We start from the raw sequence: 19,324 nt of genomic DNA on the forward strand, positions 1-19,324 counted from the left end.
GAGACAGAACAATGGGTATCCTTGAAGTCAAAGACGTGGGGAAACGGTTCGGCGGCCTGCAGGCGCTGTCCAACGTGAACCTCAGCGTCAAGGAAAACTCGGTCCATGCGATCATCGGGCCGAACGGCGCGGGCAAGTCCACCCTCTTGAACTGCCTGGTGGGCAAGCTGATCCCCGACACCGGTTCCGTCATGTTCGACGGCCGGTCGGTGCTGGGCCGCGCGCCTTACGAGATCAACCAGATGGGCATTTCACGCGTGTTTCAGACGCCGGAGATTTTCGGCGACCTGACGGTGCTGGAAAACATGATGATCCCCTGCTTTGCCAAGCGGGACGGCGCGTTTGAGCTGAACGCCCTGTCCGCGGTGCTGCGCCAGAAGGACATCCTGCAGAAGGCCGAGCACATGCTGGAAGAGATGAACATGGCGGATAAGCGGCACATGCACGCCGCCGCCATGTCCCGCGGCGACAAGCGGCGGCTGGAGATCGGCATGTGCCTGTCGCAAGAACCGCGCCTCTTGCTGCTGGACGAACCCACCGCCGGCATGGCGCGGGCCGATACCAACAACACCATCGACCTGCTGAAACAGATCAGCGAGGAGCGCGACATCACCATCGCCATCATCGAACACGACATGCATGTGGTGTTCAGCCTCGCCAACCGGATCACCGTGCTGGCACAGGGCACCCCGCTGGTCGAGGACGATCCGCAGAACATCCGCGGCAACCCGAAGGTGCGCGAAGCCTATCTGGGCGAGTCGGCGTAAGGAGGAACCAAGATGAACGTCAAACCCGATTTCTCCAAGAACGCCAACGTGGCCTCAACTGCCCCGGCCTTCCTGTCGGTCTGGGATGTGCACGCCTACTACGGCGAGAGCTACATCGTGCAGGGCATCAACTTCAACGTCCACGAGGGCGAGATCCTGGCACTGCTGGGCCGCAACGGCGCGGGCAAAACCTCGACCCTGCGCTCGATCGCCCGCACCGGCTCGCCGATGGTGACCCGCGGCGAGATCTGGCTGGATCACAAGCCGCTGCACAAGATGACGTCCTATGAAGCCGCTGCCGAGGGCCTGGGCCTGGTGCCCGAAGACCGCCGCATCATCCCCGGCCTGACGGTGGAGGAAAACCTGCAACTGGCGCAGATCGCCCCGCCCATCGGCTGGTCGCTGGAGCGCCTTTATGACCTGTTCCCGCGCCTCGGCGAACGCCGCAAGCAGGAGGGCGTGACCCTGTCCGGCGGCGAACAGCAGATGCTAGCGATTGCCCGCGCGCTGGCCCGCGACATCAAGGTGCTGCTGCTGGACGAACCTTACGAGGGCCTCGCGCCGGTGATCGTCGACGAAATCGAAAAGACCCTCATCCATATCAAGGAACAGGGCATGACAACCATCATTGTCGAGCAGAACGCGGTCCGCGCCCTGGAACTGGCGGACCGTGCGGTGATCCTCGATACCGGCGGCATTGTCTTTGACGGTACCGCCGCCGAGGTCCTGGCGAACGAAGAACTGCGCGCCGAATACCTGGCGATTTGAGGCGCGCACCAAGAATTCATCTCCGTCTTGCCGGCCACCCGCGTGCCGGCAGTGGCAGACTGAGGCCGGCTCCATTCAGGGCTGGCCTCTTTTTTTTGCGCGGCCTGCGAAACTGACTTCGCAGCCGGAATTTGCTAAAGTGAATGGGAAGGCTCGCAGCGGCGCGGCGCAGCCTCGCCGCCAATCGCTCCACTTCCCGGCACTCTGTGCCCCGGACCCGCTGCGCAAATTGCCGTCAACGGGGGCTGACCATGAGACCACAGACACAATATGCCAAGAGCGGCGATGTCCATATCGCTTATCAGACCTTTGGCAGCGGGCCGCGCAACCTGGTGTTCGTGCCGGGTTTCATCTCGCAGATCGAAACCTATTGGGACGAGCCGGGCTTTGCCCGCTGGCTGGAGAGGATCGGCCATTTCGCCCGGGTCGCGGTGTTCGACAAGCGCGGCACCGGCCTGTCGGACCGCGGCGTGGCGACCCCGGACATGGACAAGAGGATGGATGACATCCGCGCGGTGATGGATGCTGTCGGCTTTGACACCGCATCGGTCATGGGCATTTCCGAGGGCGGCTCCCTTGCCGCTGTGTTCGCGGCCTACCATGCCCGGCGCTGCGAGCATCTGATCCTTTACGGGGCCTTTGCCAGCTTCACCTCCTGGTTCCCGACGCAGGAGGCACTGCAGGAGCTGTTCGACTACGCCGAAACCGCGTGGGGAAGCGGCACCAGCCTGCCGCTGTTCTGCCCGTCGACGGCCGGGGATCTCCAGGTCCAGGAGTGGTGGGGCAAATACGAGCGCACCGGCGCATCGCCCCGCGATGTGATCGAGATCATGAAGGTCAACAGCCAAATTGACATCACCGCTATCCTGCCGGCAATCAAGTCGCCCGCGCTGGTGCTGCACAAGACTGAGGATGCTCTGATTGATATCGAAGGCGGGCGCACCCTGGCGGCCCGCATCCCGAACGCCCGGCTGGTTGAGCTGCCGGGGGTGGATCATTTCCCCTTCCTCGGGCCGGAGGCCTGGCAGATCGTGGCGGAGATCGAAGAGTTTGTCACCGGCGCCAAGCCCGAACCGGTGGTTGACCGGGTACTGGCCGCCATCGTGTTCACTGACATCGCGGGCTCCACCGCCCGCGCTGAGGCCATGGGCGACGGCGCCTGGCGCAGCCTGAAAGACGCCCATGACAGCCGGGTGCGGCAGGAACTGCAAATCTATGACGGGCGGGAAATTAAATCGCTGGGCGACGGGTTTCTTGCCACCTTTGACGGCCCCGGCCGGGCCATCCAATGCGCGGGCGCCATCCGCGACGCCATCGCCCAGCTCGGGCTTGATATCCGGGTGTCGGTGCATACCGGCGAGGTTGAGATCACCGAGGACGATGTGCGCGGGCTGGCAGTGCACATCGCCTCACGGATCGCGGACCTGGCGCAGCCGGGCGATATCGTTGTCTCGCGCACGGTCAAGGATCTGGTAGCCGGGTCCGGCTTCTGCTTCGAATCCCTGGGCTCGCACGAACTGAAGGGGCTGCCGGACAGGTGGCAAGTCTACAAAACCGCCGCCTGACTCCGGCTGCCTTTACCGGTCCTCGGCCAGCCGCTTGCGCAGCTCGGTTTTCAGCACCTTGCCATAGTTGTTCTTGGGCAGGGCTTCGATGCGCAAATACGCCTTGGGCCGCTTGAACCGGGCGATCTCGCTGTTGCACAGTTCATCCAGCTCCGCGTCCGGCGCATCGCCAACGACAAAGGCCACCACTTCTTCGCCCCAGTCCGCATGGGGACGGCCCACCACGGACACCTCGCGCACCTGCGGATGCATCAGCAGCACCTCCTCCACCTCGCGCGGGTAAACATTGGAGCCGCCGGTGATGATCATATCCTTGGAGCGGTCCTGCAGGGTCAGGTAGCCATCCTCGTCCAGCACCCCCATATCGCCTGTCATCAGCCAGCCGTTGACTAGCGTCTTGGCCGTCGCTTCGGGGTTCTGCCAGTATCCGGGCATCACCGCATCGCCGCGCACCATGATCTCGCCATGGCTCCCGGCAGGCAGGAACTCCCCCTCCGGCGTGCCAATCCGCACCTCCACCACGCTCTGAGACCTGCCGACGCTGGCCAGCCGCTCCTTCCAGCGGGGATGCGCGCGGTCCTGCACATCCTGGCGCGGCAGCGCGGTGATCGCCATCGGGCATTCGCCCTGGCCGTAGACCTGCACAAAGACCGGGCCGAAATGCGCCACCGCCTCCATGATGTCGGCGACATACATCGGCCCGCCGGCATAGACGACGGTGCGCAGCCCCTCGCCGGTGCGGCCCAGCCGTTTGGCCTCCGAGGTCATCCGCGTGACCATGGTGGGCGCCGCAAACATGTGCACCCGCCCGAAATGCGCGGCCAGATCGAAAATCTCCGCCTCGTCAAACCCGCCGGACACCGGGCAGACATGGCGCGCGCCGGCCAGCACATGCTGGATCGCATAGATCCCCGCGCCGTGGCTCATCGGTGCCGCATACAGCGCGTGGTCCTCTGCGCTCACCTGATCCACGTCAGCGAAATAGGCGATGGCCATGTTCATCAGCATCCGGTGGGTGATCATTACCCCCTTGGGCCGCCCGGTGGTTCCGGAGGTGTAAAACAGCCAGGCCAGATCCCCAGGCAGGCGCGACGCGGGTTCCGCCACCGGATCAGCCTGCAAGGCATCCGCATACTCCGTGCCGGTGATGTCCACGCAGCGCACTGCGGCCTCAGTCTCCTGAACCGCCTGTGTCAGCCCTGGCGAGGTGAACAGCATCCCGGCGCCGGAGTTCTGCAGGATGAACTCCGCCTCCTTGCCGTGCAGCTTGGCATTGATCGGCACCGCCGCCGCCCCGGCGTACCAGATGCCATAGAGCGCGATCAGATAGTCCGGGCAGTTCTTCATGAAGATGCCAACCCGATCGCCGGGCGCGATGCCCTGCACCCGCAGCCAGCCCGCCACCGAGGCCGCGCGTGCATGGAACCCGGCGTAATCCGCAACCAGCTCCTGCCCCAGATACAGCGCCGGCCGCGCCCCCTCCGCTGCGGCCATCCGCTCCAGCCACACTGCTATGTTCATTTGCTCCTCCCGATGCCCGATTGCCCGCCAAAAGGCGCGTCGCGGCAACCCCTTCAATTTCCCGGAATAACCGGGCTAAGAATACCATATGAGCGATCTTGCCTTTGACCATGCCCCCGTGGGCCTCGCCGTGCTGGAACGCCGCGTCATCACGCGGTGCAATCTGCAGTTTGCCGCAACCTTCGGCGGCGCCCCCGCGGACTACACCGGAATGCTGGTGGCGGAACTCTACCCCAGCCAGGAAGATTTCAACCGCATCGGCGCGCTGCTGCAGCAGCCTGAGGCGCAAAGCGGCAGCTACAGCGACGAGCGTATCATGCGCCGCCGCTCCGGCGCCTTGTTCTGGTGCCGGGTGCGCGGGCGGTCGGTCACGCCGCAGGCGCCGTTTCAGACCGGCATCTGGTCCTTTGCCGACATTTCCGACGACCGTCCTGTCGTCTCCCTCACCCCGCGCGAGCGCGAGGTGGCGATCCTCACCTGCAAGGGCCTGTCGGCCAAGGAAATCGGCAAGCAGCTGGACCTGTCCTACCGCACCGTGGAAAGCCACCGCGCGCATCTGCTGCAGAAATTCGGCGCCCGCAAACTGCCGGAACTGGTGGCAAAACTGACCGGAATGCCGCTTTAGGCAGGAATTTCCCGCCGGCAATTGCGAATCCGCGCCATAGACCTCATGTTACGGCGCAGTTCAGGAGTGCTTTCCTTGCGGTAATCCTTGCCCTATAAGCGCCCTAATTTCCTGCCTGCCTTAACCGGCGGGCGTGTCGGAATTGGCTGAGGACAATATGACAAACAAAACTCACGAAGCTGACGTGGCATTCATCAAGGCGCTGGCGGAACTGCTGCGCGAAAACGATCTGACTGAACTGCAGGTCAAACGCGACTACGGCGATGATGACAGCCTGAACGTGCGCGTGTCGCGCCAGACCGCGATGGCGGCCGCCCCGATGCAGGTACAGGTTCCTGCCGCTGCTGCCCCCGCGCCGGTTGCCGCCGCCGCAGCCGCGCCTGCCGCTGCTGCCGCCCCCGCAGCCGCAAACGATGATCCGGCCAGCCACCCCGGCGCCGTGACCTCGCCGATGGTCGGCACCGTCTACCTGCAGCCGGAACCGGGCTCACCCTCGTTCATTTCCGTTGGCCAGCAGGTCAGCGAAGGCGACACCCTGCTGATCGTCGAAGCCATGAAGACCATGAACCACATTCCGGCGCCCAAAGCAGGTACCGTGAAGCGCATCCTGGTCGAAGACGGCGCCGCCGTTGAATTCGGGTCCCCCCTGGTCATCATCGAATAAGGGTCTGCCATGTTTGACAAGATCCTGATTGCCAACCGCGGCGAGATCGCCCTGCGCGTGATCCGCGCCTGCCGCGAGATGGGCATCAAGTCCGTCGCGGTGCACTCCACCGCTGATGCCGACGCGATGCACGTCCGCATGGCCGATGAATCGGTCTGCATCGGCCCGCCGTCGGGCGCCCAAAGCTACCTGTCGATCCCGGCCATCATCTCCGCCTGCGAGATCACCGGTGCCCAGGCGATCCACCCGGGCTACGGCTTCCTGTCCGAAAACGCCAACTTCGTGCAGATCATCGAAGACCACGGCCTGACTTTCATCGGCCCATCGGCGGCGCATATCCGCATCATGGGCGACAAGATCACCGCCAAGGAAACCGCCAAGAACCTCGGCATCCCGGTGGTGCCCGGCTCCGACGGCGGCGTGCCCGACATCGCGGCAGCCAAGAAGGCCGCTGCGGACATGGGCTACCCGGTGATCATCAAAGCCACCGCCGGCGGCGGCGGCCGCGGCATGAAGGTGGCCAAGGACGAGAAAGAGCTGGTCTCGGCCTTCTCCACCGCCCGCTCCGAGGCCAAGGCCGCCTTCGGCAATGACGAAGTCTACATGGAGAAATACCTCCAGAAGCCGCGTCACATCGAAGTTCAGGTCTTTGGCGACGGCAAGGGCACCGGCATCCACCTGGCCGAGCGCGACTGCTCCCTGCAGCGCCGCCACCAGAAGGTGTTCGAGGAAGCCCCCGGCCCCTGCATCACCCCGGAAGAGCGCGCGCGCATCGGCAAGATCTGCGCCGACGCTGTCGGCAAGATGGGCTATGCCGGCGCCGGCACCGTCGAGTTCCTCTATGAAGACGGCGAGTTCTACTTCATCGAGATGAACACCCGCCTGCAGGTGGAGCACCCGGTGACCGAGGCCATCTTCGGCGTCGACCTGGTGCGCGAGCAGATCCGGGTGGCCGAAGGCCTGCCGATGTCGTTCACCCAGGAAGACCTGGAGATCAACGGCCACGCCATCGAGGTGCGGATCAACGCCGAGAAACTGCCGAACTTCTCGCCCTGCCCAGGCAAGATCACCCAGTACCACGCCCCCGGCGGCCTGGGTGTCCGGATGGATTCGGCGCTCTATGACGGCTACTCGATCCCGCCCTACTACGACTCGCTGATCGGCAAGCTGATCGTGCACGGCCGCGACCGGACCGAAGCGCTGGCGCGCCTGAACCGCGCCTTGGGCGAGCTGATCATCGACGGCATCGACACCACCGTGCCGCTGTTCCACGCGCTGCTGCAGGAACAGGACATCCACACCGGTGACTACGGCATCCACTGGCTGGAACGCTGGCTGGAAGAAAACACACCGGGATAAAATCCTGCGGGGCGCACCATCCGGTTGCGCCCCGTTTTACTTTTCCCTGCATTTTCCCTTTATACTGGCGGCACCATGAGCCTGACTGCCGATCTTTTGCTGCACGCCTATTCCGCCGGTGTTTTCCCGATGGCCGAACACCGCGACGACCCCGAAGTGTTCTGGGTAGACCCCAAGCGGCGCGGGATTCTGCCGCTCGACGGCTTCCGCATCTCCCGGTCCCTGGCCAAGCGCATCCGCAACGGCGGCTTCGGGATCACCGTGGACCGGGATTTCGCGGGCGTGGTGGATGGCTGTGCGGACCGGGCCGAAACCTGGATCAACAGCGAAATCCGCGACCGCTACCTGGATTTGCATATGATGGGCAACGCCCACTCGCTGGAAGTCTGGCATCAGGGCGAGCTGGCAGGCGGCACCTATGGCGTTACACTGGGCGGCGCTTTCTTTGGCGAAAGCATGTTCTCCCGCCGCCGCGACGCCTCCAAGGTGGCTCTGGCCTACCTGACCGACCGGCTGGTGCAGGCGGGCTTCACCCTGTGCGACACGCAGTTCCTGACCCCGCACCTGGCGTCCCTCGGCGGGGTCGAGGTCACCCGCGCGCGCTACCGCGCGCTCTTGCGCGAGGCCTTGGACAAGGATGCGGAATTCTCAGCGCCGGCCGTCCCTGCGCCTCAGCTGCTTTTGCAGCGGATGACCCAGACGTCGTAACGGTTGTGGTCCAACGCATTCAGCGCCGGGCTGGAGGCAATCATCCAGCCCTGGAAATGCTCCGCCCCGTTCTTGGGGTCCTGCACTGACAGATAGGCAAAGGCGTCACCGGTCGGGTTGTCCGCCGGATAGCGGCAGTCCCGCACGGTCACCAGCAGGCCGAACATCTCTGCGCTGCCGCCAATTGCGATCTCGGCGTCCAGGGAATGCCCGTTGACCTTGTCCAACGCCCGCAGCACCGCTGCCGTCCCCTGGGTGGCCTGCTCTTGCGCCGAGGCGGGCAGCGCCAGCAAGGCGGCCGTCAGTGCCGCCGCCAGCCGCTTCACGATTCTTCCTCGCCGCCGCCGGCCACGAATTTCACCAGCAGCGAAATCAGGCTGACCGCGCCCTGGGTGTCTTCGATCTCATCGCCGGCCTCAAAGGCAAAGGGCGAACCGCCCGGCATGATCTCGACGAAATTGCCGCCCAGCAGACCCTCGGAAGAAATGATCACCGCGCTGTCGTCGGGAATCTCTATGCCTTCCTTGACCGAGAACACGGTATCGGCGCGGAAGGTTTCCGGGTTCAGCCCCACGCCTGTGACGGTGCCGATCTTCACACCCGCCAGCCGCACGTCGGTGCCGACGCTGACGCCTTCCAGCGAGCGGAAAGAAGCATTCAGATCATAGGTGGAGCCGGCACGCGACAGGCCGGCCGCCTGCCCCGCATAAACGGCAAAGCCGATGGCCGCCGCCAGCACGATGCCGCCAGCAAAAACTTCAGTAGGATTATGAGACATGAAATCAGCCTTTTGGCAGATGTGTTTACTCGGGCACCCAGGCCTCGTAATCGCGGCGCTCTTTCGGCTCGCCGCCCGCGCGGATCGAGCCCGCCGGCGCATAGGCCATCATGGTGCCGGTCAGGTTTTCCTGATGCGGCTTCTCCCAGGCCTTGTGCTTCAGCGGCTTCTCGCTTGGCACCTCGTCAAAGGTGCGGTGCAGCCAGCCGTGCCAGTCCGGGCTCACGCGGGAGGCTTCCGCCTCGCCGTTGAACATCACCCAGCGCTTGCTGTCATCCGCGTTGCGGTAGAAGACATTCCCCTGATCATCCTCGCCCACCTTGATCCCCTTGCGGGCGGTGAAAATCGCGGTGTTCAGGGTGGAGCCGTTCCACCAGGTCACAGCGCGCAGAAGAGTGTTCAGGATTCCCATGGGTGCCTCCGGATTTTTCCGACTTCGATATGGCCCAATTTCCCGCCAAGGTCCAGTGGCTTGCACCCAGGACGGCCTGTGACTTGGCGGGATTTGGCAGATTTGCCTCAGCGGCTGATGTGCCGCCCGCCGGATCAGCTATCAGCCGGCGCCAGTGCGGTCAGTTCGATCTCGATCCGGAACTTGGGATCGATCAGATTGCACTCCACCATGGTGGCCGCCGGCGGGTTGGCGCCGAAGGTTTCGGCCAGAACCGGCCAGCAGGGTTCGAACTCGGTGGCGTCCGGCAGGTAGTAGTTCACCCGCACCGCATCGGCAAAGCTGGCGCCCGCCTTCTCCAGCGCCGCACCGATGGTCTCCAGCGCCGATTTGCACTGGGCGACCACGTCGTCACCCTGGCCGACGGTGCCCGCCACATGCACGAACCCGCCCGCAACCACGGCGCGGCAGTAGCCGATCTTGGCCTCGAACTCTCCGCCCGAAGAAATCCGCTTGATCATGTTTCTCTCCTCAACATGAAAGCGGCGCGGAAAATTCCGCGCCGCATGATACTGGCTTTTTGCCGTTCAGCCTGCTGACGCCGGCTCCTTCTCGGCATCCGCGTGGATCATCAGCGGCTGCGCGTCAGAGGTCACCGCCTCCTCATTGACGACCACCTTGGTCACGCTGTCCATTCCCGGCAGGTCGAACATGGTATCCAGCAGGATATCCTCCATGATCGAGCGCAGGCCGCGGGCGCCGGTCTTGCGTTCGATCGCCTTCTTGGCAATCGCGCTCAGCGCCTCCTCGGTGAAGTCCAGCTCGGTGTCTTCCAGCTCGAACAGGCGCTGGTACTGCTTGACCAGGGCGTTCTTCGGCATGGTCAGGATGGTGACCAGCGCGTCCTCATCCAGATCTTCCAGCGTCGCCAGAACCGGCAGACGGCCGACGAATTCCGGGATCAGGCCGAACTTCAGCAGGTCTTCCGGCTCAAGGTCCTTGAAGATCTCGCCGACGCCGCGCTCGTCATTGTCGCGCACATCGGCGCCAAAGCCCATCGCCGAGCCCTTGCCGCGCTGCGCGATGATCTTGTCGAGGCCGGCAAAGGCGCCGCCGCAGATGAACAGGATGTTGGTGGTGTCCACCTGCAGGAATTCCTGCTGCGGATGCTTGCGCCCGCCCTGCGGCGGCACGCTCGCCACAGTGCCTTCCATCAGCTTCAGCAGTGCCTGCTGCACGCCCTCGCCCGACACGTCGCGGGTGATTGAGGGGTTTTCCGACTTGCGGGTGATCTTGTCGACCTCGTCGATATAGACGATGCCGCGCTGCGCGCGTTCGACGTTGTATTCGGACGCCTGCAGCAGCTTCAGGATGATGTTCTCGACATCCTCGCCCACGTAACCGGCCTCAGTGAGGGTGGTCGCGTCGGCCATGGTGAAGGGCACATCCAGGATCCGCGCCAGCGTCTGCGCCAGCAGCGTCTTGCCGCAGCCGGTGGGGCCGATCAGCAGGATGTTGGATTTCGCCAGTTCGATGTCCGATCCCGCCTTCTGGGCGTGGTTCAGACGCTTGTAGTGGTTATGCACCGCAACCGACAGCACACGCTTGGCGGTGGCTTGGCCGATCACATAGTCATCCAGCACCTGGCAGATGTCCTTAGGCGTCGGCACGCCGTCGGTGGCCTTCAGCCCGGAGGCCTTGGTCTCTTCACGGATGATATCCATGCACAGTTCAACGCATTCATCGCAAATGAATACGGTGGGGCCTGCGATCAGCTTGCGCACTTCATGCTGGCTCTTGCCGCAGAAACTGCAATAGAGGGTGTTCTTGCTGTCGCCGCCTGAATTCGTCGCCATGGTCTACCTTTCAGTCCGCCCGGTCCGCTGCGCCCGCGCCGCGGGGCAATTCATCTTTTGGTCAGCTTAAGCCAGTGCTTAGGCCGCCACAATGTGAAAGTGCGCCCCATCTGAAACGCCGGGGCACACGGCTGTTCACAAGCGCAGGCGTCAGGCCTGCTCGTCGTCGCCCTTGGCGCGGTTCTCGACGATCTCGTCGATCAGGCCGAAGTCCTTGGCCTCTTCCGGCGACATGAAGTTGTCGCGCTCCAGTGCGTTGACGATGTTGTCATAGTCCTGGCCGGTGTGCTTGACGTAGATCTCGTTCAGGCGCTTCTTCAGCTTCAGGGTTTCCTCGGCGTGGATCATGATGTCGGTCGCCTGGCCCTGGAAGCCGCCGGAGGGCTGGTGCACCATCACGCGGCTGTTCGGCAGCGAGAAGCGCATGCCCTTTTCACCCGCGGTCAGCAGCAGCGAGCCCATCGAGGCCGCCTGGCCGATCACCAGGGTCGAGACTTTGGGCTTGATGTACTGCATGGTGTCATAGATCGACAGGCCGGAGGTCACCACGCCGCCGGGGCTGTTGATGTACATCGAGATTTCCTTGGACGGGTTATCCGCCTCAAGATGCAGCAGCTGGGCCACGATCAGCGAGCTCATGCCGTCGTGAACGGGGCCGTTCACAAAGATGATCCGCTCCTTCAGAAGGCGGGAAAAGATGTCATAGGCCCGCTCGCCCCGGCTGGTCTGCTCAACCACCATCGGGACCAGGGTGTTCATGTATGTTTCTCTGGGATCAATCATTTCGACCTGCCTGCGTTGTTTATGTCCGGCACCATACCCGACAGTGTGTTACCTGAGTCTTAGTATCGCCCCTTTTGACCTGCAAGAGGCGGCAGGCATTTTCGCGATGACGCAAACCTGTATCCGGTGTCGCAATCCGCTGGAACGCTGTCGCTATTCTCGGGCTGAAGGCCGCACCAGCGCCTTAGGAAGCGAAATCAAGTCCGAATTCCGCCCGGTGGTGTTTCCCGGGCGCTGCGCTGGGGTCCCGTCATGTCCGACGACAGCTTCGTTCAGAAAGGCGCCGCCGCCAATCTCGCCATCCCGTTCGAGGGCGAGCCGCAGGATTTCTATTTCCTGCTGCTGCCCAAGGCGACGATGCTGCCGGTGGCTGCCGCCATCGAGCCTCTGCGCATCGCCAACCAGGTGACCGGCACCCGGCTCTACCGCTGGTACATCATGACAGAGGACGGGCAGCCGGTGCGCTGCTCCAACGGCATGGTGGTGACCCCGGACACCCAATTGCAGCCGCTGCCCTCGGATTCGCTGGGTTTTGTCTGCGCCGGGGTGGAACCGCATGCCGCCGCCAGCGAAATCACTCTGAACTGGCTGCGCCGCGAAAGCCGCTTTGGCCGTTCCATCGGCGGCATCTGCACCGGCGCCTTTGCCTTGGCCCAGGCCGGCCTCATCAAGAACCACAAGTTCACCCTGCACTGGGAAAACCAGCCGGGCTTCCTGGAGAGCTATCCGAATCTGGAGCCCTCTCCCAACATCTTTGAAATTTCGGGGCCCTTGATGACCTGCGGCGGCGGCAATGCCGCAACCGACATGATGCTGCATCTGATCGAGGAGCGCCACGGCAAGCAGCTGGCGATCATTGTCGCCGACATGTGTCTGCACGTGCGCTCCGGCGGTCAGGCGGCGCCGCAGAAATCGAACTATGCGGTGGCCATCGGCAGCCGCAACCAGCGCCTGCTGAATGCGCTGCAGCTGATGCAGGAATCGATTGAGGAACCGCTGTCGATCGGCGACCTCTGCGACCGGCTCGACATCTCCCGCCGCCAGCTGGAGCGGCTGTTCTCGCGCTACTTGAACCAGAGCCCGATGCACGTCTATTTCGACATGCGGCTGAGCCATGCATTCGCGCTGATGAACGAAACCTCGATGAGCGTCACCGAAATCGCGCTGGCCTCCGGCTTCAACTCGGCCACCCACTTCTCGCGCCAGTTCAAGCGCAAGTTCGGCGCCAGCCCGCATTTCTTCCGCAAGGGCTGGAGCTGACGGCCTGCCGTCAGCGGCGGGGCGCAACCTGGAAATGCTCCGCAGCACGTTCTGGCCTATCAGGGCCTGAACGCAAAGAGCGCCCGCCCCAACGGCCGTAAACGAACTTTTGCTTTGGCCGTTCCGCTCAGTTCTGCTAAGCGCTCATACATATTATGTTGATAATACGCACGGATTACGCAAAATCACTGCCTGCTCGGATTTCAAAGAAGGAGTAAGGCGCCCCGGTGCCGCCTGGAGACGTAAGATGCCACTACCCGAATTTTCAGCTGACATGGATCCTGAAGAGAAGGACAAGATGGTTGCCAACGCGACCAAAGCCTCCAACTTCCTCAAGGCCATCAGCCATCAGGGGAGGCTGATGATCCTGTGCCATCTGGTCTCAGGCGAGAAATCCGTGACGGAACTGGAAGAACTGCTGTCAGCCCGCCAGGCCGCCGTTTCCCAGCAGCTGTCGCGCCTGCGCCTGGAAGGGCTGGTCATTCCGCGCCGCGACGGCAAGGCGATCTACTACCGCCTGGCGGATGACAAGCCCCGCCGGGTGCTGGAAGTGGTTTACGAGCTTTTCTGCAACGACGGCGATTGATGTCCCGGAGCTGCGGAAAACCCGGCCTTCCGGAAAAACCGCCTTTTCCGCATCAAGGCTGCGGACCTATGGGAGAGCAGCAATGAACCGCAGGCAGATCATCAACGCTGCGCAGACCGGCAACAAGGCAGAGGCCTTTGAAGCCGCTGACGATTTTCCGGCCAACCCGGACCTTCACCGCACCATCGGCGACGTGATTTCCGCCCGCTATGGCCGCCGCGAGGTGCTGACGGGAATGCTTGGCACCTCCGCCACCGCTGCCCTGTTCGGCGCCCTCGCCGTGCCGCCCCCGGCAAATGCGGCGGTCTCCGGTTCCCAGAGCCGCTATGCCTTTGACGAGCTGGCCTGGGGAATTGACGAAACCCACCATGTCGCCGCGGGCTATGACGCGGACATCCTGCTGCGCTGGGGCGACCCGATCACTGCAGATGCGCCGGAGTTCGACGTGATGAACCAGAGCGCCGAAGCCCAGCTTCAGCAATTCGGCTACAACAACGACTATATCGGCTTCCTGCCGCTGAACGCCGAAGGCACCCGCGGCCTGCTGTGCGTCAGCCACGAATACACCAACGAAGAGGTGATGTTCCCCGGCCTCGGCCGCCAGGACAAGGCGGAGTTTACCGGCATGACCAGGGAGCTGGCCGAGATCGAAATGGCTGCCCACGGCGGCTCGGTGGTGGAGATCACCCGCGGCGCAGACGGCAAATGGATGGCGGTGCGGGATGGCGCGATGAACCGCCGCATCTCGCCGCTGAACACGGTGATGACGATCGGCGGCCCCGCCGTCGGCCATCCGCGGATGCAGACGGGCGCCGATCCAACCGGGCGCGAGGTCATCGGCACCCTGAACAACTGCGCCGGCGGCATGACCCCCTGGGGCACCTGGCTGATGGCAGAGGAAAACTTCCACGGCTACTTCTGGACCGACCAGCTGGACGCCGAAGGCGAGCCGGATCTCTCAGCCCAGCCGGAGGCCGCGCAGATGGCCCGCTACAACGTGCCTGCCATGTGGTACGCTTGGGGCAGATACCACGACCGCTTTGATATCAGCAAAGACCCCAATGAAGTGAACCGCTTCGGCTGGGTTGTTGAGGTTGATCCGCTGGACCCGCAGTCCACCCCGGTGAAGCACACCGCCCTCGGCCGATTTGCGCATGAGGGGGCAGAAACCACCGTGTCCCCGGACGGCCGCCTCGTGATTTACATGGGCGACGATTCCCGGTTCGAATATCTCTACAAATACGTCTCCGAAGGCGTGGTGTCTCAGGACCGCGCTGCCAACTCCCGCCTGCTGAGCGACGGCACCCTCTACGCCGCCCGCTTTGACCCGGACGGTTCGCTGCACTGGCTGCCGCTGGTGCATGGCCACGGTCCGCTGACGGCTGAGAATGGCTTTACCAGCCAGGCAGACGTGCTGATTGACGCCCGCCTCGCCGCGGACGCGCTGGGGGCCACGCCAATGGACCGCCCCGAAGACGTCTCGCCCCGCGGCGACGGCACCGCCTTTGTGATGCTCACCAGCAACTCCAAACGCAAACCTGGCCAGACCGATGCTGCCAACCCGCGCCCGGAGTCTGATTTCGGCCATATCATCGAGATTATGGAAGACGGCGGCGACCACGCCGCAACCCGCGGCAGCTGGTCTATCCTGGTGCAATGCGGAAACCCCGCAATTGCCGCCGTGGGCGCCCAGTGGAACCCGGAGACTTCGGAAAACGGCTGGTTCGGCTCCCCGGACAACTGCACTATTGACGCCGAGGGCCGCCTCTGGGTCGCCACCGACCAGGGCCGCAAGTGGGACAAAACAGGCAAGTCGGACGGGCTCTACGGGCTGGAGACCGAAGGCAGCCTTCGCGGCCACTCTAAGCTCTTCTTCCGCTGCCCGGTCGGGGCAGAGCTCTGCGGCCCGTATTTCACCCCGGACACTGAAACGCTGTTCCTGGCGGTACAGCACCCAGGGACCGACGGCACCAGAAGCCTCAAAGGGTTCGAACGCGAGTCCACCTTCGAGGATCCGGCGACACGCTGGCCGGATTTCGACCCAGCCATGCCGCCGCGTCCCTCGGTGGTCGTTGTGACCAAAAAGGGCGGCGGCAGGATTGCGGTCTGAGCCGCAGCGGCACTCCGCACGCAATTGTGAGCCCCGCAAGCCCTGCAACGCTTTTAGTTTTAGTGTTGGCACTGACGCCCTGGAGAGCTTCATGTTTTTAAAACGCCTGACCGCCGCCTTAGTCCTGACTGCTGCAACAGCCTCCGCAGGCAGTGTCGCTCCGCGCGACGGCTGGGCCGTGCATGAGACCGCCAAGTCCTTCGAGCAGCTGACTGCAGACGTCAAAACCGCCGCCAAGGATCAAGGCCTGGGCGTCGTCACCCAGGCAGGCCCCACCGGCGCTGCCGCCGCCCGCGGCATCACCATCCCCGGCAACCGCGTTATCGGCCTCTTCAACAACGACTTCGCAGTCAAGATCCTCGCCCTGTCGACCGCAGCGATGATCGAAGCCCCAGTGCGCATGTATGTGACTGAGGAGGCAGACGGCACCGCCACACTGTCCTACAAGCTGCCCACTCATGTCTTTGCCCCTTACTCGGATAAGGGCGGCGCCGGCCTGGCGGCTCTGGCCGGCCAGCTTGACCGCCGCTTCGCGCTGATTGCAGAACAGGCACAGAAATAACCTTCTGCGCCCTTCGGGTTTCAAATACCCGCCCCCCCGTTTGCGCCAATAACCGCCGCAGCATTTCTCACACTGGCGTGAGAGGGCTTGCGCATACACGCAACCTCGGCATTCTGGCGGCAAATCAACGGACTGGACGGACAAGATGACAGAATCCTCACGCGCAGCCGATGTTCTGGCCCGGCGGCTCTACGAGGCGGGCTGCCGCCACGCCTTCGGCATGCCCGGCGGTGAGGTGCTGACCCTGGTCGATGCGCTCACCAAGGCCGGCATCGCCTTCCACCTGGCCAAGCATGAAAATTGCGCCGGTTTCATCGGCGAAGGCGTGCATCACGCCGACGGCGCGGCGGTCATCCTGGTCGCCACCCTCGGCCCTGGCGCGCTGAACGGCATCAATGTGGTCGCCAACGCCCATCAGGACCGGGTGCCGATGCTGGTGCTCACCGGCTGTGTCGATGCGGCAGAGGAGCAGAGCTACACCCACCAGGTGCTTGACCACCGCGCGGTCTTCACCCCGATCACCAAGGCAACCTTCCGGCTGGACGCAGACGCCGCGGATCTGATCACCGACAAGGCGGTTGCCATTGCCACCGCGCCGCGCAACGGGCCGGTGCATATTGACGTGCCGATCTCCACCGCAGACGCGCCGGCCAGGGACCGCGGCATCCGCCGCGCGCCTGCAAGTGACAGCGCACCAAGCGGCGAAGCGCTGGCGCAGGCGCGTTCCTGGCTGGCGGCAGCCGAACGCCCGGTGGCGGTCATTGGCCTCGATGCGCTGCAGGAAAACGCCGGCGCGGCAATCCGTCCATTCGTCGAGAAGCACCAGATCCCCTTCATCACCAGCTATAAGGCCAAGGGGATCATCCCGGAGGATCACCCCCTCTGCCTTGGCGGCGCAGGCCTGTCGCCGCTGGCGGACAAGCACCTGCTGCCGCTGGTGCGGGATGCCGATCTGGTGCTCTGCATCGGCTATGACCCGATTGAAATGCGCCCCGGCTGGCGCAATGTCTGGGAGGTGGAAACCCAGAACGTCATAGACATCGCGCCCGAAGCGAATACCCATTACATGCATCAGGCGGGCCTGAACTTCCTGACCGCAATTGCCCCCACACTGGAGGCGCTTTCCCAGGGCACCGCCCCGCGGGAAACTTGGAGCAACGGGCAGCCAGCGTCGGTCAAAAGCGCGCTGGCAAAGGCCTTCCCGCAGGATGAGGACTGGGGCCCTGCCGGCGTCATCGCCGAATGCCGTGCTGTCCTGCCGCCGGAGACGCTCACCACCGCCGACAGCGGTGCCCACCGTATCCTGCTCAGCCAGATGTGGGGCTGTTCCGAGCCGCGCGGGCTGATCCAGTCCTCGGCGCTGTGCACCATGGGCTGCGCGGTGCCGATGGCAATCGGCCGCAAGCTGGCCCAGCCGGAGCGTCCGGTGGTCAGCTTTTCAGGTGATGCCGGTTTCCTGATGGTCGCCGGTGAACTCTCCACCGCTGCGGAACTGGGCGTTGCACCGGTCTTCGTGGTATTTGCCGATGCCAGCCTGGCGCTGATCGAGCTGAAGCAGCGCCAGCGCCAGCTCGCCAACGGCGGGGTGGATTTCGCCGAACACGACTTTGCCGCGATGGGCCGCGCGTTCGGCGGCAACGGCGTGACAGTCACCAACCGCACCGAACTGCGCACTGCCCTGCAGGACGCGCTGACAGCAGACACATTCACTGTCATCTCGGCCGTGATAGACCGCGGAGGCTACGATGGCCGGATCTGATCTTCTCCCCCACGGCGCCCTCAAGGGCGTCAAGGTTCTCGACCTTTCCCGCATCCTGGCAGGCCCGACCTGCACCCAGCTCTTGGGCGATCTCGGCGCCACGGTGATCAAGGTGGAAAACCCCAAGACCGGCGGCGACGACACCCGCCAGTGGGGGCCGCCCTATGTGACCGATGCGGACGGCAACCGCTCTGATCTGTCGGCCTATTTCATGGCCGCCAACCGCAACAAGCGCTCCGTCGCCATCGACATCGCATCCGAGGAAGGCCAGCAGGCCATCCGCCGCCTGGCGGCTGAGGCCGATATCCTGATCGAGAACTTCAAACCCGGCGGGCTGGCGAAATACGGGCTCGACTATGCCAGCCTCAAGGACGATCTGCCCGGCCTGATCTACTGCTCGATCTCCGGATACGGCCAGACCGGCCCCAATAGCCACAAACCCGGCTATGACATCATGGCACAGGGGTTCGGCGGCATCATGTCCCTGACCGGGGAGCCCGAGGGCCTGCCGATGAAGGCGGGCGTCGGCATCGCCGATGTGATGTGCGGCATGTACGCGTGTATCGGCATCCTCTCGGCGCTGCACCACCGCGAGCGAACCGGCGAGGGTCAGCAGATCGACCTAGCGCTGGTCGACGCCCAGATCGCCTGGCTGATCAACGAAGGCGTCGCCTATCTGAACACCGGCCGGATCCCCAAGCGCCGCGGCAACGAGCATCCCAGCATCATGCCCTACGGGGTCTATGAAACCTCGGACGGCCATGTGATCCTGGCAGTGGGCAATGACAGCCAGTTCCGCCGCTTTATGGAGTTCCTGAAACTCGAGGGCCTGGCCGAAGATCCCCGTTTTGCCACCAATCCTGCCCGCTTGCAGAACCGCGACTCACTGAATGCGATCCTGATCCCTTCGGTGCAGCGGTTCGCCACGGAGGAGGTGCTGGCCGCCATGGAGGCCCGCAAGGTCCCTGCCGGCCCGGTGCAGAACCTGGAATCCCTGTTTTCCACCGATCAGGTCGAAGCACGGAAAATGGCCATCGGCATGGAGACCGCGGCAGGTCCGGTGAAACTCCTGGGCAACCCGCTGAATTTCTCGCGCACGCCAGTCACCTACCGGCATGCCCCACCACGATGCGGTGAGGGAACGGAGGAGATTCTGGGCTCCGGCACTCCCTTCGGACAGCCCTGACCGCCGCAATCCGCGGCAGCATTCCGCCAAGTGTTACAGTTTCCGGCAAAACACCGCCAAACCGGCGATGTTTTTG

At 64.0% G+C, this 19,324-nt stretch carries 20 protein-coding genes; 13 read left to right on the forward strand and 7 right to left on the reverse strand.

The genetic code is table 11. The features are described 5' to 3' along the window. Window positions 1-11: 11 nt before the first annotated feature. The 3 genes from AC58NV_RS03745 (at window position 12) to AC58NV_RS03755 (ending at window position 3,100) form a co-directional block, all read left to right on the forward strand. Window positions 12-767, forward strand: a complete 756-nt coding sequence (locus AC58NV_RS03745) for an ABC transporter ATP-binding protein (protein ID WP_497225939.1) — start codon at window positions 12-14, stop codon at window positions 765-767. A 12-nt stretch (window positions 768-779) separates the two neighbouring features. Beyond that, window positions 780-1,535, forward strand: a complete 756-nt coding sequence (locus AC58NV_RS03750) for an ABC transporter ATP-binding protein (protein WP_421056005.1) — start codon at window positions 780-782, stop codon at window positions 1,533-1,535. A 251-nt stretch (window positions 1,536-1,786) separates the two neighbouring features. Beyond that, entirely contained in the window at window positions 1,787-3,100 is a 1,314-nt protein-coding gene (locus AC58NV_RS03755) for an adenylate/guanylate cyclase domain-containing protein (protein ID WP_497225940.1), read from the forward strand. Window positions 3,101-3,112: 12 nt separating this feature from the next. On the opposite strand, the gene AC58NV_RS03760 is transcribed toward AC58NV_RS03755, so the two are convergent. Then, entirely contained in the window at window positions 3,113-4,621 is a 1,509-nt protein-coding gene (locus tag AC58NV_RS03760; RefSeq protein WP_497225941.1) for a class I adenylate-forming enzyme family protein, read from the reverse strand. 88 nt (window positions 4,622-4,709) lie between these two features. On the opposite strand from AC58NV_RS03760, the gene AC58NV_RS03765 reads away from it, so the two are divergent. The 4 genes from AC58NV_RS03765 to aat all read left to right on the forward strand — a co-directional run bounded on the left by AC58NV_RS03765 (window position 4,710) and on the right by aat (window position 7,977). Beyond that, window positions 4,710-5,246 carry a LuxR C-terminal-related transcriptional regulator gene (locus AC58NV_RS03765; protein WP_366661755.1) on the forward strand — a complete coding sequence of 179 codons (537 nt, stop codon included), beginning with the start codon at window positions 4,710-4,712 and terminating at the stop codon, window positions 5,244-5,246. A 157-nt stretch (window positions 5,247-5,403) separates the two neighbouring features. Beyond that, window positions 5,404-5,910: an acetyl-CoA carboxylase biotin carboxyl carrier protein gene (gene accB / locus AC58NV_RS03770; RefSeq protein ID WP_366661756.1), complete on the forward strand. Its 507-nt coding sequence runs from the start codon at window positions 5,404-5,406 to the stop codon at window positions 5,908-5,910. A 9-nt stretch (window positions 5,911-5,919) separates the two neighbouring features. Beyond that, window positions 5,920-7,269, forward strand: coding sequence for an acetyl-CoA carboxylase biotin carboxylase subunit (accC, locus tag AC58NV_RS03775; protein ID WP_497225942.1), 1,350 nt, complete (start codon window positions 5,920-5,922; stop codon window positions 7,267-7,269). A gap of 75 nt (window positions 7,270-7,344) precedes the next feature. After that, window positions 7,345-7,977, forward strand: a complete 633-nt coding sequence (gene aat, locus AC58NV_RS03780) for a leucyl/phenylalanyl-tRNA--protein transferase (protein WP_497225943.1) — start codon at window positions 7,345-7,347, stop codon at window positions 7,975-7,977. Here the strand turns inward: aat and AC58NV_RS03785 are convergent. From AC58NV_RS03785 to AC58NV_RS03810, 6 genes are all read right to left on the reverse strand, one after another. After that, the gene (locus AC58NV_RS03785; RefSeq protein ID WP_366661759.1) at window positions 7,941-8,303 is read right to left on the reverse strand and encodes a DUF2155 domain-containing protein; all 363 of its coding nucleotides are present in this window, start codon (window positions 8,301-8,303) and stop codon (window positions 7,941-7,943) included. The two genes, aat and AC58NV_RS03785, sit on opposite strands and share 37 nt — an antisense overlap. Continuing rightward, entirely contained in the window at window positions 8,300-8,755 is a 456-nt protein-coding gene (gene mlaD, locus AC58NV_RS03790; RefSeq protein WP_366661760.1) for an outer membrane lipid asymmetry maintenance protein MlaD, read from the reverse strand. The genes AC58NV_RS03785 and mlaD overlap by 4 nt, the downstream gene beginning before the upstream one ends. Before the next feature lie 25 nt (window positions 8,756-8,780). Continuing rightward, entirely contained in the window at window positions 8,781-9,167 is a 387-nt protein-coding gene (locus tag AC58NV_RS03795) for an NADH:ubiquinone oxidoreductase subunit NDUFA12 (protein ID WP_366661761.1), read from the reverse strand. 134 nt (window positions 9,168-9,301) lie between these two features. Then, window positions 9,302-9,667: a RidA family protein gene (locus AC58NV_RS03800; protein ID WP_497225944.1), complete on the reverse strand. Its 366-nt coding sequence runs from the start codon at window positions 9,665-9,667 to the stop codon at window positions 9,302-9,304. Window positions 9,668-9,733: 66 nt separating this feature from the next. Further along, entirely contained in the window at window positions 9,734-11,002 is a 1,269-nt protein-coding gene (clpX, locus tag AC58NV_RS03805; protein ID WP_222476178.1) for an ATP-dependent Clp protease ATP-binding subunit ClpX, read from the reverse strand. A 150-nt stretch (window positions 11,003-11,152) separates the two neighbouring features. Further along, the gene (locus tag AC58NV_RS03810) at window positions 11,153-11,785 is read right to left on the reverse strand and encodes an ATP-dependent Clp protease proteolytic subunit (RefSeq protein ID WP_497225945.1); all 633 of its coding nucleotides are present in this window, start codon (window positions 11,783-11,785) and stop codon (window positions 11,153-11,155) included. Between the two features lie 252 nt (window positions 11,786-12,037). Here AC58NV_RS03810 and AC58NV_RS03815 point away from each other — a divergent pair, with 252 nt between their 5' ends. From AC58NV_RS03815 to AC58NV_RS03840, 6 genes are all read left to right on the forward strand, one after another. Beyond that, window positions 12,038-13,045 carry a GlxA family transcriptional regulator gene (locus AC58NV_RS03815; RefSeq protein ID WP_366661764.1) on the forward strand — a complete coding sequence of 336 codons (1,008 nt, stop codon included), beginning with the start codon at window positions 12,038-12,040 and terminating at the stop codon, window positions 13,043-13,045. 247 nt (window positions 13,046-13,292) lie between these two features. Then, window positions 13,293-13,631 carry an ArsR/SmtB family transcription factor gene (locus tag AC58NV_RS03820; protein ID WP_366661765.1) on the forward strand — a complete coding sequence of 113 codons (339 nt, stop codon included), beginning with the start codon at window positions 13,293-13,295 and terminating at the stop codon, window positions 13,629-13,631. Between the two features lie 82 nt (window positions 13,632-13,713). Continuing rightward, complete coding sequence (locus AC58NV_RS03825) at window positions 13,714-15,741, forward strand: PhoX family protein (protein ID WP_497225946.1); 2,028 nt, start codon at window positions 13,714-13,716, stop codon at window positions 15,739-15,741. Window positions 15,742-15,832: 91 nt separating this feature from the next. Continuing rightward, a complete protein-coding gene (locus AC58NV_RS03830) occupies window positions 15,833-16,303 on the forward strand; it encodes a DUF302 domain-containing protein (protein ID WP_497225947.1) in 471 nt (156 codons plus the stop codon). Between the two features lie 145 nt (window positions 16,304-16,448). Next, window positions 16,449-18,062 (forward strand): thiamine pyrophosphate-binding protein, encoded by a 1,614-nt coding sequence (locus AC58NV_RS03835; RefSeq protein ID WP_497225948.1) that lies wholly within the window; start codon window positions 16,449-16,451, stop codon window positions 18,060-18,062. Then, window positions 18,049-19,248 carry a CaiB/BaiF CoA transferase family protein gene (locus tag AC58NV_RS03840; RefSeq protein ID WP_497225949.1) on the forward strand — a complete coding sequence of 400 codons (1,200 nt, stop codon included), beginning with the start codon at window positions 18,049-18,051 and terminating at the stop codon, window positions 19,246-19,248. Before AC58NV_RS03835 ends, AC58NV_RS03840 begins: the two co-directional genes overlap by 14 nt. Window positions 19,249-19,324: the final 76 nt, after the last annotated feature.

This window comes from Leisingera sp. ANG49 (assembly GCF_059694505.1).